At 66.8% G+C, this 16,193-nt stretch carries 11 protein-coding genes and 2 pseudogenes; 6 read left to right on the forward strand and 7 right to left on the reverse strand.

Translation table 11 applies throughout. From position 1 onward, the window contains the following. Positions 1–2,114, forward strand: a pseudogene (locus tag ACX5I6_RS15090) (acyl-CoA dehydrogenase family protein). Positions 2,115–2,206: 92 nt separating this feature from the next. Here the strand turns inward: ACX5I6_RS15090 and glgA are convergent. Beyond that, entirely contained in the window at positions 2,207–3,412 is a 1,206-nt protein-coding gene (gene glgA / locus ACX5I6_RS15095) for a glycogen synthase (RefSeq protein WP_461840996.1), read from the reverse strand. Between the two features lie 101 nt (positions 3,413–3,513). Between glgA and glgC the strand changes: the two genes are divergently transcribed. The 3 genes from glgC to ACX5I6_RS15110 all read left to right on the forward strand — a co-directional run bounded on the left by glgC (position 3,514) and on the right by ACX5I6_RS15110 (position 6,953). After that, the gene (gene glgC / locus ACX5I6_RS15100; RefSeq protein ID WP_461840997.1) at positions 3,514–4,926 is read left to right on the forward strand and encodes a glucose-1-phosphate adenylyltransferase; all 1,413 of its coding nucleotides are present in this window, start codon (positions 3,514–3,516) and stop codon (positions 4,924–4,926) included. Positions 4,927–5,006: 80 nt separating this feature from the next. Beyond that, positions 5,007–6,464 (forward strand): SDR family NAD(P)-dependent oxidoreductase, encoded by a 1,458-nt coding sequence (locus ACX5I6_RS15105; RefSeq protein WP_461840998.1) that lies wholly within the window; start codon positions 5,007–5,009, stop codon positions 6,462–6,464. An 18-nt stretch (positions 6,465–6,482) separates the two neighbouring features. After that, positions 6,483–6,953, forward strand: a complete 471-nt coding sequence (locus ACX5I6_RS15110) for a pyridoxamine 5'-phosphate oxidase family protein (RefSeq protein ID WP_461840999.1) — start codon at positions 6,483–6,485, stop codon at positions 6,951–6,953. A gap of 54 nt (positions 6,954–7,007) precedes the next feature. Here the strand turns inward: ACX5I6_RS15110 and ACX5I6_RS15115 are convergent, their stop codons facing one another. The 3 genes from ACX5I6_RS15115 to ACX5I6_RS15125 are packed head-to-tail and all read right to left on the reverse strand — an operon-like array spanning position 7,008 to position 10,399. Continuing rightward, positions 7,008–7,859 carry a transglutaminase family protein gene (locus ACX5I6_RS15115; RefSeq protein WP_285246069.1) on the reverse strand — a complete coding sequence of 284 codons (852 nt, stop codon included), beginning with the start codon at positions 7,857–7,859 and terminating at the stop codon, positions 7,008–7,010. Then, the gene (locus tag ACX5I6_RS15120; RefSeq protein WP_018761308.1) at positions 7,856–8,782 is read right to left on the reverse strand and encodes an alpha-E domain-containing protein; all 927 of its coding nucleotides are present in this window, start codon (positions 8,780–8,782) and stop codon (positions 7,856–7,858) included. The genes ACX5I6_RS15115 and ACX5I6_RS15120 overlap by 4 nt, the downstream gene beginning before the upstream one ends. A gap of 60 nt (positions 8,783–8,842) precedes the next feature. After that, positions 8,843–10,399, reverse strand: coding sequence for a circularly permuted type 2 ATP-grasp protein (locus ACX5I6_RS15125; RefSeq protein WP_461841000.1), 1,557 nt, complete (start codon positions 10,397–10,399; stop codon positions 8,843–8,845). Positions 10,400–10,512: 113 nt separating this feature from the next. Here ACX5I6_RS15125 and ACX5I6_RS15130 point away from each other — a divergent pair, with 113 nt between their 5' ends. Together ACX5I6_RS15130 and pepN are read left to right on the forward strand one after the other, a co-directional pair. Then, positions 10,513–11,571 carry a YeiH family protein gene (locus tag ACX5I6_RS15130; protein ID WP_461841001.1) on the forward strand — a complete coding sequence of 353 codons (1,059 nt, stop codon included), beginning with the start codon at positions 10,513–10,515 and terminating at the stop codon, positions 11,569–11,571. Between the two features lie 33 nt (positions 11,572–11,604). Next, positions 11,605–14,241 carry an aminopeptidase N gene (gene pepN / locus ACX5I6_RS15135; protein ID WP_461841002.1) on the forward strand — a complete coding sequence of 879 codons (2,637 nt, stop codon included), beginning with the start codon at positions 11,605–11,607 and terminating at the stop codon, positions 14,239–14,241. 11 nt (positions 14,242–14,252) lie between these two features. On the opposite strand, the gene ACX5I6_RS15140 is transcribed toward pepN, so the two are convergent. The 3 genes and pseudogenes from ACX5I6_RS15140 to ACX5I6_RS15150 all read right to left on the reverse strand — a co-directional run. Then, positions 14,253–15,347: a lipoate--protein ligase family protein gene (locus ACX5I6_RS15140; RefSeq protein WP_461841003.1), complete on the reverse strand. Its 1,095-nt coding sequence runs from the start codon at positions 15,345–15,347 to the stop codon at positions 14,253–14,255. Positions 15,348–15,444: 97 nt separating this feature from the next. Further along, positions 15,445–15,702 (reverse strand): type B 50S ribosomal protein L31, encoded by a 258-nt coding sequence (locus ACX5I6_RS15145; RefSeq protein WP_018761303.1) that lies wholly within the window; start codon positions 15,700–15,702, stop codon positions 15,445–15,447. Positions 15,703–15,866: 164 nt separating this feature from the next. Continuing rightward, a pseudogene (locus tag ACX5I6_RS15150) lies at positions 15,867–16,132 on the reverse strand (TrmH family RNA methyltransferase); the annotation flags it as partial. Positions 16,133–16,193 lie beyond the last annotated feature (61 nt).

Consider the following 16,193-nt stretch of genomic DNA (forward strand, 5'->3'; position numbering starts at 1 on the left):
ATGACTGACGTAGTGGACCGCACCGCCCGAAATGGGCTCCGCTCCCCGGCAACGCCGGCAGCCAACCCCGTAGCCCAGACCCCTGTACCCGCCGTCGACGTCGCGGCCCTGGGGCGGCAAGCCTGGGGAAGTGGGCCGATGTCCGGCTCCAGGCCCGGGACCTGGCTGCGCGTCCGGAACTGCACAAGGTTGAGGGCCTGACACATACGGACCACCGCGGGCGCGTATTCGGCCAGCTGAAATACCTCGTGGACAACAACGCCGTCCACCGCGCGTTCCCGGCGGAACTGGGCGGCTCCGACGACCACGGCGGAAACATCGCCGGGTTCGAGGAACTGGTGGTGGCGGACCCTTCCCTGCAGATCAAGGCCGGGGTCCAATGGGGGCTGTTCGGATCGGCCGTCATGCACCTGGGCACGGCTGAACACCACGCCAAGTGGCTGCCGGGCATCATGAGCCTGGCCATCCCCGGCTGCTTCGCCATGACAGAGACAGGCCACGGCTCGGATGTTGCCAGCATCGCCACCACGGCCACCTATGACCCGGATACCGAAGAGTTCATCATCCACACACCGTTCCGTGCAGCGTGGAAGGACTACATCGGCAACGCTGCCACGGACGGACTGGGAGCAGTGGTGTTCGCCCAGCTCATCACCCGGGGAGTCAACCACGGCGTCCACGCACTCTATGTAGACCTGCGGGACCCGGACACCAAGGAGTTCCTGCCGGGCATCGGCGGCGAGGATGATGGCATCAAGGGCGGCCTGAACGGGATCGACAACGGCCGCCTGCACTTCACCAACGTCCGCGTCCCGCGCACCAACCTCCTGAACCGGTACGGCAACGTGGATGCCGACGGCACCTACACGTCCCCCATTGCCAGTCCCGGCCGCCGCTTCTTCACGATGCTCGGAACGCTGGTCCAAGGCCGTGTGTCCCTGGACGGCGCTGCCGTTGCAGCGTCCAAGCTGGCGTTGAAGGCGGCCATCCAGTACGCCACCGAACGCCGCCAGTTCAACGCTTCATCCCACACCGACGAGGAAGTCCTGCTGGACTACCAGCGGCACCAGCGGAGGCTGTTCACCCGGCTCGCCACCACCTACGCTGCCGGCTTTGCCCATGAACAGCTGCTGAAGAAGTTCGACGACGTCTTCTCCGGCGCGCACGACACCGACGCGGACCGCCAGGACCTCGAAACCCTTGCGGCGGCACTTAAGCCGCTGAGCACCTGGCACGCGCTGGACACCCTGCAGGAGTGCCGGGAGGCATGCGGCGGTGCCGGATTCCTGATCGAGAACCGGTTCGCCTCGCTCCGGGCCGACCTTGACGTCTATGCCACGTTCGAGGGCGACAACACCGTGCTGCTGCAGCTTGTGGCCAAGCGCCTGCTCGCCGACTACGCCAAGGAGTTCCGGAACGTGGACTTCGGCGTGCTGGCCCGCTACGTGGTCAACCAGGCGGCCGGCGCCGCGGTCCACCGCACCGGTCTGCGCCAGGTGGCGCAGTTCGTGGCGGACACCGGATCGGTCCAGAAGGCTGCGATCGCCCTCCGCGACGAGGAAGGCCAGCGCGCGCTCCTGACCGACAGGGTGCAGACCATGGTGGCCGAGGCCGGTGCTGCGCTCAAGGGCAGCAAGCGGCTCCCGCAGGACAAGGGCGCCGCACTGTTCAACCGGCACCAAAACGAACTCATCGACGCCGCCCAGGCACACGCCGAGCTGCTCCAGTGGGAGGCCTTCACCGAGGCGCTCCAGCAGGTGACCGACCCTGGCACCCGGACGGTCCTGACCTGGCTGCGGGACCTCTTTGGCCTGTCACTGATCGAGAAGAACCTGTCCTGGTACCTCATGAACGGCCGCCTCTCCATGCAGCGGGCCAGGACCGTGGGCGGCTACATCAACCGGCTGCTGGAGAAGATCCGTCCCTACGCCGTGGACCTGGTGGACGCTTTCGGCTACGGAGAGGACCACGTCCGCGCCGCCATCGCCACGGGTGCCGAAAAGGTGCGCCAGGACGAGGCCCGTGCGCACTTCCGGAGCGAGCGCGCCAGCGGCCAGGCTCCGGTGGATGAGAAGGTGCTGATCGCGAAGACCGCGGCCGGGCGCAAGGGCTAAGACGCACACCCCCCTTCGGGTGACATAACGACGACGGCGCCACTCCCCTTCCACGGGGAGCGGCGCCGTCGTCGTTTCTGCTGCAGGGACGCTTAGCTGGTGGCAGGCAGCACCGAACGGTAGACCTCAAGGGTGGTCTCGGTGATGGATTCCCAGGAGAAGTGCTTTTCGGCACGTTCCCGGCCGGCCTGCCCCATGGCGCGGGCACGTTCGGGATCTGACACCACCTCGGTGAGGGCTGCGGCGAACTCCTTGACGAACTTCTCCGGATCCAGCGGCGTTCCGGTACCGTCCGTTACCTGTTCCAGGTCCACCAGGAGCCCGGTCCTGCCGTGCTCCACCACTTCGGGGATGCCGCCGGTGGCGCTGGCCACCACGGCTGCCCCGCAGGCCATCGCCTCGAGGTTGACGATTCCGAGGGGTTCGTAGATGGAGGGGCACGCGAACGCTGTGGCGTGGCTGAGCACCTGGATCAGCTCATGGCGCGGCAGCATCCGCTCGATGAGGACAACGCCCGTGCGCTGCTTTTGCAGGTCCTCGATCAGTGCGGCGGTTTCCGCTGCCAGCTCGGGGGTGTCGGCCGCGCCCAGGCACAGGACCAGCTGAACGTCGGCCGGAAGCTTCGCAGCGGCCCGCAGGAGGTAGGGGACGCCCTTTTGCCGCGTGTTTCTTCCCACAAAAACGACGCTCGGTTTGGCCGGATCGATGCCCAGGGCGCGGACGGCGTCGTCATTCCCGTCACGCTGCCAGAGCGCAACGTCGATGCCGTTGTGGACCACCCGGACCTTCTCCGGGTCCACGTTGGGATAGCTGCGCAGGATGTCCTGCCGCATGCCTTCCGAAACAGCGATGATGGCGGCCGCAGCTTCGTACGCCGTCTTCTCCACCCAGGACGAGAGGGCGTAGCCGCCGCCGAGCTGCTCGGCTTTCCAGGGACGCAGCGGCTCGAGGCTGTGGGCACTGAGAACATGCGGAATTCCGTGGAGCAGCGACGCCAGATGCCCCGCCATGTTGGCGTACCAGGTGTGCGAGTGGACCACGTCGGCGCCTTGGACATCCGGCACGATGCGGAGGTCCACGCCCAGGGTCTGGACCGCGGCATTGGCCCCGCCGAGGTCCTCCGGCACCTGGTAGGACGTCACCGTCGCCCCGTGGTAGTCAGCGTCGCGCGGCGCCCCGAAAGCACGAACCTGCAGGTCAACATGCTTACTAAGCACCCTGCTCAATTCGGCGACGTGCACCCCGGCGCCACCGTAGATCTCCGGCGGAAACTCTTTAGTCACAATGTCTATACGCACAAGACCCAAGGTAGTCCTTCACGCATAACTGTTCTAGTGTGAAGGAGTCCGGGTGGACCGGACTGTCTTGGGAGTTACGAAGGCGTACAGGAGCGACCACCATGCCGTTAAATAAGAAAGTCCTGGCCATTGTCCTCGCAGGCGGCGAGGGAAACAGGCTGATGCCACTGACGGCAGACCGGGCCAAACCCGCCGTGCCCTTTGCCGGCAGCTACCGCCTTATCGATTTCGCGTTATCCAACCTTGTGAATTCCCGCTACCTGCAGATCGTCGTCCTGACCCAGTACAAGTCGCACAGCCTTGACCGCCACATCTCCGAAACCTGGCGCATGTCCACCCAGTTGGGCAACTACATCGCTTCCGTTCCCGCCCAGCAGCGCGTGGGCAAGAGCTGGTTCCTTGGCAGCGCCAACGCCATCTACCAATCCCTGAACCTCATCCATGACGCCAACCCCGACATCGTCGTCGTGGTCGGCGCGGACCACGTCTACCGCATGGACTTCGCCCAGATGGTGGCCCAGCACGTCCACAGCGGTGCCAAGGCCACGGTCGCGGCCGTCCGGCAGCCGCTGCACATGGCCGATCAGTTCGGCGTCATCGAAGTGGACCAGAACGATTCGCAGAAGATCGCCGCATTCGTCGAGAAACCGGCCAGCACGCCGGGCCTGGCCGCAGACCCGTCCCAGTTCCTGGCTTCCATGGGCAACTACGTGTTCGACGCCGACGCCCTGGTGGCAGCCCTGCATGTGGATGCCGAACGGCTGGACACCAAGCACGACATGGGCGGCGACATCATCCCCTACTTCGTCAACCGCGGCGAAGCCGGTGTCTACGACTTCACGCTCAACGACATTCCCGGCTCCACCGACCGCGACCGCACCTACTGGCGCGACGTGGGCACCATCGATTCCTTCTATGACGCCCACATGGACCTCATCTCCCCGATGCCGGTGTTCAACCTGTACAACTCCGAGTGGCCCATCTACACCCGGCAAAGCATCTCACCGCCCGCGAAGTTCGTCCGGGGCGACAACAACACGGTGGGGACGGCCCTGGACTCGATCGTGGCCAGCGGCGTGGTCATCTCCGGCGGCATCGTTGAAGGCTCCGTCCTTTCCAACGACGTCTACGTGGCCACGAGCGCCAGGATCACGGACTCCGTCCTGATGGACAAGGTGCAGGTTGGAGCAGGCGCCGTGATCAACCGCGCCATCCTGGACAAGAACGTCAAGGTGCCGGCAGGAGCCGCCATCGGCCTGGACCCGGACCTGGACCGGTCGCGTGGATTCAAGGTCACCGAGTCCGGCATCACCGTCCTGGCCAAGGGCCAGCAAGTACCGGAACCCGGCGACGGCGAACGGCAGCTTGCCGCCCGGCACCTGGGGCTCATGCCCAACGCCGTCAAGGCTGCCGCGGACCAGTACCCCGAGGTCCGCGAGACTGTGGGCAAGGTGGCCGGAACGCACGCGGCCGCCGCGGCGCAGGCCTCACCGGACGGCGCCAGGGTGTCCTGACCGAATACTGACGGCAAGGACGTACGGCGTGGGCCGGAGCACCTGGACGGTGCTCCGGCCCGCGCCGTACGCTGTAAAATTTGGCTAATGAGCTCCCCGATCTGACCCCTGAGGAAATCCAGGCCTGCCTCAAGGTCCTGAATACGATCCACGCGTACGACGAGGAGCACCCCGACTACGTTTCGGTGCGCCGCGCCACCGGCAAGATGTTCAAGGCCGTCAAGCGCCACCGCAGGGTCACCAAGCGCGATTCCATTGCCGAAGCCGACCGGGCAGTCATCGCCCAGACCGCCACCGCTGCCCCGGACCGGATCGACGACGAAACCCGCGGCAACAAACTGGCTCCGTCCGCCACAGGGACCATCGCCGGCCACCTCATCCGGTCACGCCCGTGCTACATCTGCAAGCAGCACTACACCCAGGTGGATGCCTTCTACCACCAGCTCTGCCCCGAATGCGCGGCCTTCAGCCACGGCAAACGCGACGCACGCACCGACCTCACCGGCCGGCGTGCGCTGCTCACCGGCGGCCGCGCCAAGATCGGGATGTACATCGCCCTCCGGCTGCTCCGGGACGGTGCCCACACCACCATCACCACCCGCTTCCCCAAGGACGCCGCACGCCGGTTCGCCGCCATGGAGGACAGTGCCGACTGGCTGCACCGGCTCCGGATCGTCGGCATCGACCTCCGGGATCCGGCCCAGGTGATGGCATTGACCGATTCGCTGGACGAGGCCGGGCCGCTGGACATCATCATCAACAACGCGGCACAGACCGTCCGCCGGTCAGGGAACGCCTACAAGCCGCTGGTGGATGCCGAGGACGAGCCGTTGCCCCCGGCCCTGGAACACGCCAACGGTGGTCCCGAGCTGCTGACCTTCGGCCACGCCCATGACAAGCACCCCCTGGCCCTGGCCGGCAGCGTCACCGAACACCCGGTCCTGGCCGGCGATGCGATCACGTCGTTGGCCCTGTCCACCGGCTCGGCGTCACTGGAACGGATTGCGTCCGGGACGGCCATCGACGCCGGCGGGCTGGTCCCGGACCTGGCCACCATCAACAGCTGGACCCAGGTGGTGGACGAAGTGGATCCTCTGGAAATGCTCGAAGTCCAGCTCTGCAACGTCACGGCCCCGTTCCTGCTGGTCAGCCGCCTTCGCGGGGCCATGAAACGGTCCACGGCGCGACGAAAGTACATCGTGAACGTCTCCGCCATGGAAGGCCAGTTCTCGCGGGCGTACAAGGGGCCGGGACACCCGCACACCAACATGGCCAAGGCAGCGCTGAACATGATGACGCGCACCAGCGCCCAGGAGATGCTGGACACCGACGGCATCCTGATGACCGCCGTGGACACCGGGTGGATCACCGACGAACGTCCCCACTTCACCAAGGTCCGGCTCATGGAGGAAGGCTTCCACGCTCCCCTGGACCTGGTTGACGGCGCCGCCCGCGTCTATGACCCGATCGTCATGGGCGAAAACGGTGAGGACCAGTACGGTGTCTTCCTCAAGGATTACAAGCCCAGCCCCTGGTGATGGGCGTATGCTCACGGCATGAGCAACGAGTCATCTACCCAAGTGGACAACCTGGAACACCACGATTGCTGGGCATTGCTGCGGACCGTCTCCGTGGGCAGGCTCGCCGTACTGGCGGACGGGCGGCCGGACATTTTCCCGGTCAACTACACAGTGGACGGCGGCACCCTGGTGTTCCGCACCGGCCAGGGCACCAAGCTCTCCGCAGCCACCGGTGAGGACGCCGCCGTCGCCGTGGAGGCAGACGGTGTGGACCCGGCCACTGGGCTGGCGTGGAGCGTGGTGATCAAGGGGACCGCCGCACTGGTCACAAGCACCGAAGAGGTCCTCGACACTTCCCGCCTCTATCTGTTCCCTTGGCAGGCGGGACGGAAGGATGCGTTCGTGCGCGTCACCCCGGAGTCCATGACCGGACGCCGCTTCAAGGTCACCGATCCGATGACCTGGTGGACCCAGATCAGCAATTCGGCCAGGTCAGCCCCGGAATAGGACGACGCCGGCCCCTCCCCCGGCCGCGCGGGCCGGGGGCCGGGGGCGCCGTGGTCAGGCGAGCTGGGTGATCTCGACGCTCACGTTGAGGGCGGACCCACCACCGCCGGACAGGATGCCCTTCAGCGGTGGCACGTCGCGGTAGTCGCGGCCCCGCGCCACCGTGACGTGGAAGTCCCCGGCAGGTTTGTGGTTGGTGGGGTCCCAGCTGCGCCAGTCCCCGTCCCACCATTCCAGCCACGCGTGCGACTGCCCGGCGACTGTCTCGCCGATCCCGGCGCTGGACCGCGGGTGCAGGTAGCCGGAGACATACCGGGCTGGAATGCCGCAGCTCCGCAGCGCACCGATGGCAAGGTGGGCCAGGTCCTGGCAGACCCCCTGGCGCTGGCCCCAGGCCTCCTCCGCGTTGGTGGTGACGGCGGTGGAGCCGGACATGTACGTCATTTCGCCCCGCATCCAGGCGAAGACCGCCATGGCCGCCTCGTGCGGGTTCTTGCCGGCCACCACGCCGGGAACGATGCCCAGGACTTCCTCCCCGGGGCCGCTCAGCCGGGACTGCGGCAGCCAGTCGCTGAACGTGTTCAGGGTCTCCGGCGACGCCAGGACGTCCCAGCCCACGATGTCCGCGTCGGTGGGGATCTTTTCCGCCCGGTGCACCTCGACGGTGATGTTGGAGACCACCTCGAGGTGCTCGTGCGGCATCTGCATGTCGAAGGCCGTCACCCGGGTGCCCCAGTAGTCACGGTAGGTGCTGACGGCTGCCTGGGACGGGGACACCTTGACCACGGATTCCAGCACTACCTGCTGGGAGTCCGTCAGCGGCGTCATCCGGGCTTCGTTGTAGGACAGCGTCACCCGCTTGTTGTACTTGTAGGCCGTCCTGTGGACGATGCTCAACCGGGTCATGACACTTCTCCCACCCAGGCAAGTTCGTCCGCCTGATTGAAGTACTTACGGGAAATGGCATCCGAGGCCTGGGACACGGCCTTCTGCACCCGCTCCATGTGCTCGGGCAGTTCGGACATGAGGTCATCCGTCCGGTGGAACTCGAGGAAGGTCCGGGCCTGGCCAACGATGCGGCGGGCGTCGTTGATGAAGCCAACCCGCTGCGCTGACGGATCCAGCTTGGCAAGGCACTCGTCGGCGTCGCGCAGCGCGTAGACAATCGACCGCGGGAACAACCGGTCCAGGAGCAGGAACTCAGCCGCGTGCTGGTCGCCGAACGCTGCCCGCCGGGTCCGCAGGAACGATTCGTAGGCCCCGGCGCAGCGGAGCATGTTGACCCAGGACATGCCCGCAGAGAGGACATCGCGGGTGGACAGCATCCGGGCCGTCATGTCGGCGCGTTCCAGGGAGCGGCCCAGGACCAGGAAGAGCCAGCTTTCGTCGTGGCTGACCGTGGTGTCGGCCAGGCCGCTGACCATGGCCGTCCGCTCGAGGGTCCAGTTGCAGAAGCGGTAGGTGCCCACCACATCCTTGCGGTGCTGGCTGAGCCCGTAGTACGTGGTGTTCAGGCTCTCCCACAAACCTGACGAGACGGTTTCCCGGGCACGGCGGGCGTTCTCCCGGGCCGCCCCGAGGGACCCGGCGATGGACGTGGCGCTTGTCTTGTCGTAGGCCAGGGCGTGCAGCAGCTCGGGCAGGCCAAAGTCCTCGCTCTGCGGCCGGGCTCCCATCACCGCCAGGAGTTCCTGGGCAACGCTGCGTCGTTCCTCCATAGGGAGGTGGTTCAGGCGTTCCAGGTGCACGTCGAGGATGCGGGCGGTGCCGTCGGCCCGCTCCACATAGCGGCCGATCCAAAACAAGGACTCGGCAATTCGGCTAAGCATTCGCGGCTACCTCCTGCGCGTCCGGAACGTTGAAAGAAAAATGCCCGACGGCGGCGCGGCTCACTGCTGCTGCTCCGACTGGCGGTCCCGCCAGTTGCTTTCCACGGGCCACACGGAGACCCGTTCGCGGACCGTGACCGACTGGCGGGGAACAGTTTCCACCGGCATCTGGGGTGAATCTGCCAGGACCCAGGTGTCCTTGGATCCGCCGCCCTGGCTTGAATTGACAATCAGGGACCCTTCCTTCAGCGCCACCCGGGTGAGCCCGCCGGGGAGCACCCAGACATTCTCGCCGTCGTTCACGGCAAAGGGCCTCAGGTCCACGTGCCGGGGGCCGAATTTGTCCCCGCCGAGGGTGGGAACAGTGGATAGCTGCAGCACGGGCTGGGCGATCCAGCCGCGCGGATCCGCGATGATCCGCTGGCGGAGGGCGTCCAGTTCATCGTTGGAAGCGTCCGGGCCGATGACCAGGCCCTTGCCGCCGGACCCGTCCACCGGTTTGACCACCAGCTCGGCAAGGTTGTCCAGGGTGTACTCCCTGGCCTCCTTCTCCTCGAGGCGGAAGGTGTCCACGTTCGCGATGATGGGTTCCTCGCTGAGGTAGTAGCGGATCAGGTCAGGGACGTAACTGTAAACCAGTTTGTCGTCCGCCACGCCATTGCCCACGGCGTTGGCGATGGTGACCCCGCCGGCGCGGGCGGCGTTGACCAGGCCGGGGCAGCCGAGCATGGAATCGGAGCGGAACTGCAGCGGGTCCAGGAAGTCGTCGTCGATCCGCTTGTAGATGACATCCACGCGCTGTTCGCCCGCGGTGGTGCGCATGTACACGCGGTTGCCGCGGCAGATGAGGTCCCGGCCTTCCACGAGTTCCACGCCCATGAGCCCGGCCAGGAGCGTGTGTTCGAAGTAGGCGCTGTTGAACACGCCGGGGGTGAGGACGACGACGGTGGGATCGTCGACGCCCGCCGGTGCAGTCTTGCGCAGGGCCGAGAGCAGCCGGCGGGGATACTCCTCGACGGGCCTGATGAGCTGCTGGCCGAAGGCTTCGGGCAGGCCCTTGGCCATCGCGCGCCGGTTCTCCAGCACATAGCTCACGCCGGAGGGAACACGGACGTTGTCCTCCAGGACGCGGAACGTGCCGGCGGCGTCGCGGACGACGTCGATGCCGGAAATGTGGACCCGGACCCCGCCGGCCGGTTCAAAGCCGTGGACCTGGCGGTGGAAGTGTGCACTGGTGGTCACGAGCTGGCGCGGGATGACGCCGTCGGAGACCACCGTCATCTTGTCGTAAACGTCGTTCAGGAACGCCTCGAGGGCGCGCACGCGCTGGGCGACGCCGCGTTCCAGGACGCTCCACTCGGCGGCCGGGATGACGCGGGGAACGATGTCCAGCGGAAAGGGCCGCTCCTCGCCCGCGTAGTCGAACGTGACACCGCGGTCCAGGAAGGTGCGGGCCATCGAGTCCGCGCGTGCACTCACGTCCGCCAGCGAAAGCTTCCGGAGGGCGTCCGCCACCTGCCCGTACGAGTCCCTGGCCTGCTGGCCGGGGGCGAACATCTCGTCGTAGGCCCCGGTGCGGCCCGCGGCCTCGGAGTAATCCTGGAATAGGTCTGACATGTCCAATAGCCAACCATCTTTTTGTTTCGAATTCATTACTGCCATCCATTCTGGCGTGTTGGCACCGATGGCCCGGTTCGTACTTTACGGGCCTCTTCGGGCACAGTAGGTGAGTGCCAGAAAGCAGAAGCCTCCCAGCGCCGGGCCACGGCGGTTCCCGGCGCCCGCTGGTGCGGCTCATCGCAGGCTTCCTGACCGCGGCAGCCGCCGTTGCCGCCGCGTTTCTCGTGCACGGACTGGTTCCGGCCCTGCCGGCCATGACCGTTGCCGTTGTCCTGGGCGTCCTCGCCGCCAACCTGCCGGGATCGGGAGCGTGGACGGCGGGCCGTGCCAGGCCCGGGCTGGACTTCGCCGGCAAGCACCTGATGCGCGGCGGGATCGTGCTCCTGGGCCTGAAGGTGAGCGTCATGGATGTCCTGGGCCTGGGCTGGCCGGCGCTGGTCCTGATCGTGGGTGTCGTGGCTGCCAGCTTCGGCGGGACCTACGCGATCTCCCGACTGTTCCGCCTGCCGCCGGTGACAGCGCTGCTGGTGGCCACCGGGTTCTCCATCTGCGGCGCCTCGGCAATCGGCGCCATGGCCGCCGTCCGCCGCATCCGGCATGCGGATACGGTCCTGCCGGTTGCCCTGGTGACCCTTTGCGGGACCCTGGCCATCGGTGTCCTTCCCCTGCTTTCCCATCCGCTGGGACTTTCCGCGGCCGTCTTCGGCGCCTGGACGGGTGCCTCGGTGCACGACGTCGGCCAGGTAGTGGCCACGGCGCAAACCGCCGGCACCGCGGCACTGGCGATCGCCGTCGTCGTCAAGCTCACCCGGGTCCTGCTGCTGGCGCCGGTTGCCGCGCTGGCCGGGGCGCACCACCGCCGCGGTGCCCGGCCCCCGGCCGAGCCCGACGATGCCACCGCGAAAAGGCCGCCGCTGGTGCCGTTGTTTGTCCTGGGGTTCGTTGCCATGGTGGCGCTGCGGTCAACGGGCTGGCTGGCTCCCGGCTGGCTCGACGCCGGCGCCACCCTGCAGGACATCCTCCTGGGCGCGGCCTTGTTCGGGCTGGGCTCCGCGGTGCGGATCCGCACCCTGCTGCATACGGGCGGACCGGCGTTGCTCGCGGCCCTCGCCTCCTGGCTCCTGATTGCCGTGCTGGGCCTCGCGGCCGCCTTCGTGATCGCGGGCTGAGTCAATCAAACGGCACCATGATTAGATAGCCGGGTGTCACATGAGAATCTGCAGCGCCGCGAAGCCGCTGACCGTTCCGTCCTGATCAGCACCACCAGTTACGACATCTCGCTCGATGTGCGGCAAGCGGCGGACCCGGCCGTCGCCGGGTACACGAGCCGCAGCGTCATCAACTTCACGGCCTCCGAGCCGGGCGCCAGCACGTTCCTTGATTTCATTGGCAGCGAAGTGCACAGCGTGTTCCTCAACGGCAAGAGCCTGCCGGTGGCAGACGTGGTGGATGGCGCCCGGATCCGGCTGGACAACCTGCGGGTCGAGAACCAGGTGACCGTTACCGGCACGGCGTTGTACAGCCGCTCGGGCGAAGGCATGCACCGTTTCGTGGATCCGGCTGACGGCCAGTGCTACCTGTACACCCAGTACGAGCCGGCCGACGCCCGCCGGGTCTTCGCCAACTTCGAGCAGCCGGACCTCAAGGCCGCCTACACGTTCCATGTGACGGCGCCGGCCCACTGGCAGGTGGCATCCAACGGAGCCGAGGTGGACCGCACCCTGCTGACCAGCGATCCCGCTACCGCCCGGTGGGACTTTGCCACCACGTTGCCCATGTCCACGTACATCACCACGGTCCTGGCCGGCCCCTACTTCAAGGCAGAGGACCGCTGGGAGGCAACGCTCGACGACGGCACCCGGCTGGACGTGCCGCTTGCCCTCTACTGCCGCGCGTCCATGGCGGAATCCTTTGACCCGGAAGCGCTCTTCGGGCTCACCAAGGCAGGCCTGGACTTCTTCAACCGCCTTTTCGATTTCCCGTACCCGTGGGGGAAGTACGACCAGGCGTTCGTGCCCGAGTACAACCTCGGCGCCATGGAAAATCCCGGCCTGGTCACCTTCACGGAAAGCTATGTCTTCACGTCCCGCGCCACAGATGCGCAGTACCAGGCCCGGGCCAACACCCTGCTGCACGAGATGGCGCACATGTGGTTCGGCGACCTGGTGACCATGCAATGGTGGGACGATCTCTGGCTCAAGGAGTCGTTCGCCGACTACATGGGCACCCTCGGGGTGGACCAGGCCACTGGCTGGGACACCGCCTGGGTCAACTTCGCCAACAAGCGCAAGGCCTGGGCCTATCTGCAGGACCAGCTCCCCACCACGCACCCGATCGTGGCGGACATCCCCGACCTCGAAGCCGCCAAGCAGAACTTCGACGGCATCACCTACGCCAAGGGCGCCTCGGTGCTGAAGCAGCTGGTGGCCTACGTCGGCTTTGACGCCTTCATCGCCGGATCGCGGGAGTATTTCCGCAACCACGCCTTTGGAAGCACCACGCTGGCCGATCTGCTCGAGTCCCTGCAGGCCGCTTCCGGCCGGGACTTGACCGCCTGGGCCCGCCAGTGGCTGCAGACCTCCGGGATCTCCACCTTGTCCCTTCAGGTGGGCACCGGCGGTTCCGACGACGGACTGCCGGCAGGGGTGGCCATCGTCCAGGAAGCAGTAGACCCGGTCACCGGACGCGAAGAGCTGCGGCCGCACCGCCTACGCGTTGGCTCCTACGATTTCGACAGCGAGGGCGCCCTGGTCCGGACCGGGAGCATCGAAACCGACGTGGCGGGTGCCAGGACGGAACTCCCCCAGCTTGCCGGACAGCCACGGCCTGCCCTCATCCTGGTCAACGATGACGACCTGACGTACGCCAAGGTACGGCTGGACCCGGACTCCCTGGCGACTGTCCGCGCCTCCCTGGACCGGATCGGCGATCCCATGGCCCGAGCCCTCTGCTGGACGGCCTTGTGGAATTCCGCCCGCGACGGGCAAAGCCCTGCCATGCTCTACGTGGACGCCGTAGCCGCGTTCGCTCCCGCCGAGACCGGAATCGGCGTCCTGTTGAACATCCTCGACAACGCGGCCACCGCCGCCGAACACTACGTCCCGCCGGCAGCCAGGGACTCGGTCCGCGCGTCCTTCCTCGCCACCGCGGCAGCCGAACTGGACCGGGCCACGCCTGGTTCGGACCAGCAACTGGCCTGGGCACGGACCTTGGCGGGCTTCAGCAGGCACGATCCCGCCATGCTCCCGCGGCTCCGCGGCCTGCTGGACGGCTCAGCTCCCGTGCCCGGCCTGGCGGTCGACGCTGAACTGCGCTGGCAGCTGTGGCACGCGCTGGCCGCCAACGGACAGGCCACCGCTGCCGAGCTCGATGCCGAACTTGCCCGGGACACCACAGCTTCCGGCCGTGCCGGCCATGCAACGGCGATGGCGGCCCGTCCCGAAGCCGGCGTGAAGGCGGCGGCCTGGGACGCCGCAGTGAAGGAAAACGAGCTTTCCAACCAGCTGCTGTCAGCCACCATCAACGGTTTCAGCACGGCACCGGCGCAGTTGCTGGACCCGTACATCGGCCCGTACTTTGATTGCCTGCGGACCGTTTGGGCTGAGCGGAGCATCGAAATCGCCAGCCGGATCGTGCGCGGGCTCTACCCGTCATCCCAGGACCTGGCGCAAGGCACGGCTCCTGAACAGCAGGCAGTGGTCCGGCGGACGGATGAATGGCTGGCGGCCAACGAGGATGCACCGCGGGCCCTGCGCCGGATCATCGTCGAACAGCGAAGCCACCTGGTGCGGGCTCTCACGGCGCAGGCCGCCGGCGTTCCGTCATCGTTCGGCGGATAACCGCTGGCAGGCTACGGAACCCGGTAGAGCCACTCCTCGGTGCCGAATTTCGCAGCCACGCGTTCCTCGGCGGCTGCCAGTTCGTGCCCGGCCAGCTGTGACGGGGCGGCCCCGTAGCGCTCGCTGAACACCTCGATCATGGCTTCGATGATCGCCATCCGGGCAAGGCCCGTTTGCCGTCGGAGCGGATCGACGCGTTTCTTTGCGCTGCGGGTGCCCTTGTCAGAGAGTTTCTCCTGGCCGATCCGCAGCACCTCCACCATCTTGTCGGCGTCGATGTCATAGCTCATGGTCACGTGGTGCAGCATTCCCCCGTTGGCCAGGCGTTTCTGCGCGGCGCCGCCGATCTTTCCCTGATCCGTGGCGATGTCGTTGAGGGGGACGTAGAACGCGTTGATACCGAGCTTCTCCAGTGCCGCCATGACCCAGGCATCCAGGAACGGGTAGGAGTCGGCGAAGCTCAGCCCGTCCACCAGGGTCTGCGGCAGGTAGAGCGAGTAGGTGATGCAGTTGCCGGCCTCCATGAACATCGCGCCGCCGCCGCTGATCCGCCGGACCACGTTGATGCCGTGCTTGGCCACGCCGTCGGGGTCCACCTCGTTCTGGACGGACTGGAAGCTGCCGATCACCACGGAGGGCTCCTGCCAGTCCCAGAACCGCAGGGTGGGGGTCCGCTCCCCGGCGCCGACGGCCTCGGTGAGAACCTCGTCCAGGGCAACGTTGATTTCCGTGGGGAGCACCGAGGGCGCAATGACGTTCCAGTGGTGGTCCGTCCAGGAGGTCGCCTTGGCAAGCGCGCGGCGGACCGTGACGGCCACGGCGTCGGCGGAGAAGCCGAACAGGACGGCCCCGGCCGGAAGGGCAGCCGTGACGGCAGCAGCGAGGTCCGCGGCCGTCGTCGTCTCCGGCAGTCCGGTCAGTGCCCGGTTGATGTCCTCCAGGGCTTCGTCCGGTTCGAGGAAGAAGTCGCCGCTGACGGAGACCTCCGCCAGGGCGCCGTCCAAGACGGAAAGGTCGACCACGACGAGCTTGCCGCCCGGGACCTTATATTCGCCGTGCAGTCGCCGGATGCCGGAAGGATCAGTGGCAGGGAAGGGCTGGCTCATGCTTCCCATCCTGCCCCAGAAAACGGGTGCACGGTTAACGCAGAACGCCCGCACCGTTTCCGGTGCGGGCGTCCAGCAACAAGCTTGGGCGAAGGAATTACTTCTTGCCGCCGAAGCCCTTGAAGCGAGCGTTGAAGCGCTCGACGCGGCCTGCGGAGTCCATGATGCGCTGCTTGCCCGTGTAGAACGGGTGGGACTCGGAAGAGATTTCGACGTCGATGACCGGGTAGGTGTTGCCGTCTTCCCACTCGATGGTCTTGGAGGAAGACACGGTGGAGCGGGTCAGGAACTTGGTGCCGGAGGCCAGGTCGTTGAAGACAACAGCTTCGTACTTCGGGTGGGTATCAGACTTCATAATTGGACCTTTGTTCGCGCAACTGGATTTTGCCAGTTGCCAGGTATGAATGGGATGGCTGGGATCTGTCGGATCAGCCGAAGCTGAAAAAGCAGGACAACCAGCTATCCATCATAGACCAAGCGGAGGGGGCTGACGAACCGGCGCCCCTGCGAAGACGCAGGTCACCCCCGTGCGCGCAACTCCCAGAACGCCACGGCGGACGCCGCGGCCACATTGAGGGAATCCACGCCGTTGCGCATCGGGATTTTGACAGCGAGGTCGACGGCGGCCAAGGTGCCGGCCTCGGCGTCCGGCGTCAGCTCCAGCGCGGCGACCGTGAATCCGTGGTCCTTGATTACCTGCGGGTCCCCGGCCAGTCTTGCAGGCGCGCCCAGGGCACCTGGAAGACGGTGCCCATACTGACCCGGACGCTCCGGCGGTAGAGCGGAAAATCGCGCCGACGTTGGTGGTGGTTGCAATGTGTTGCAGGCATTCCACTGCGTGGAACA

Source organism: Arthrobacter sp. MMS24-T111, assembly GCF_054888995.1.

Coding starts and splice junctions, on each gene's coding strand:
- glgC (WP_461840997.1), top strand. CDS start 3,514: ATGCCGTTAAATAAGAAAGTCCTGGCCATTGTCCTCGCAGGCGGCGAG.
- ACX5I6_RS15110 (WP_461840999.1), top strand. CDS start 6,483: ATGAGCAACGAGTCATCTACCCAAGTGGACAACCTGGAACACCACGAT.
- ACX5I6_RS15115 (WP_285246069.1), bottom strand. CDS start 7,859: ATGACCCGGTTGAGCATCGTCCACAGGACGGCCTACAAGTACAACAAG.
- ACX5I6_RS15120 (WP_018761308.1), bottom strand. CDS start 8,782: ATGCTTAGCCGAATTGCCGAGTCCTTGTTTTGGATCGGCCGCTATGTG.
- ACX5I6_RS15125 (WP_461841000.1), bottom strand. CDS start 10,399: ATGTCAGACCTATTCCAGGATTACTCCGAGGCCGCGGGCCGCACCGGG.
- ACX5I6_RS15140 (WP_461841003.1), bottom strand. CDS start 15,347: ATGAGCCAGCCCTTCCCTGCCACTGATCCTTCCGGCATCCGGCGACTG.
- ACX5I6_RS15145 (WP_018761303.1), bottom strand. CDS start 15,702: ATGAAGTCTGATACCCACCCGAAGTACGAAGCTGTTGTCTTCAACGAC.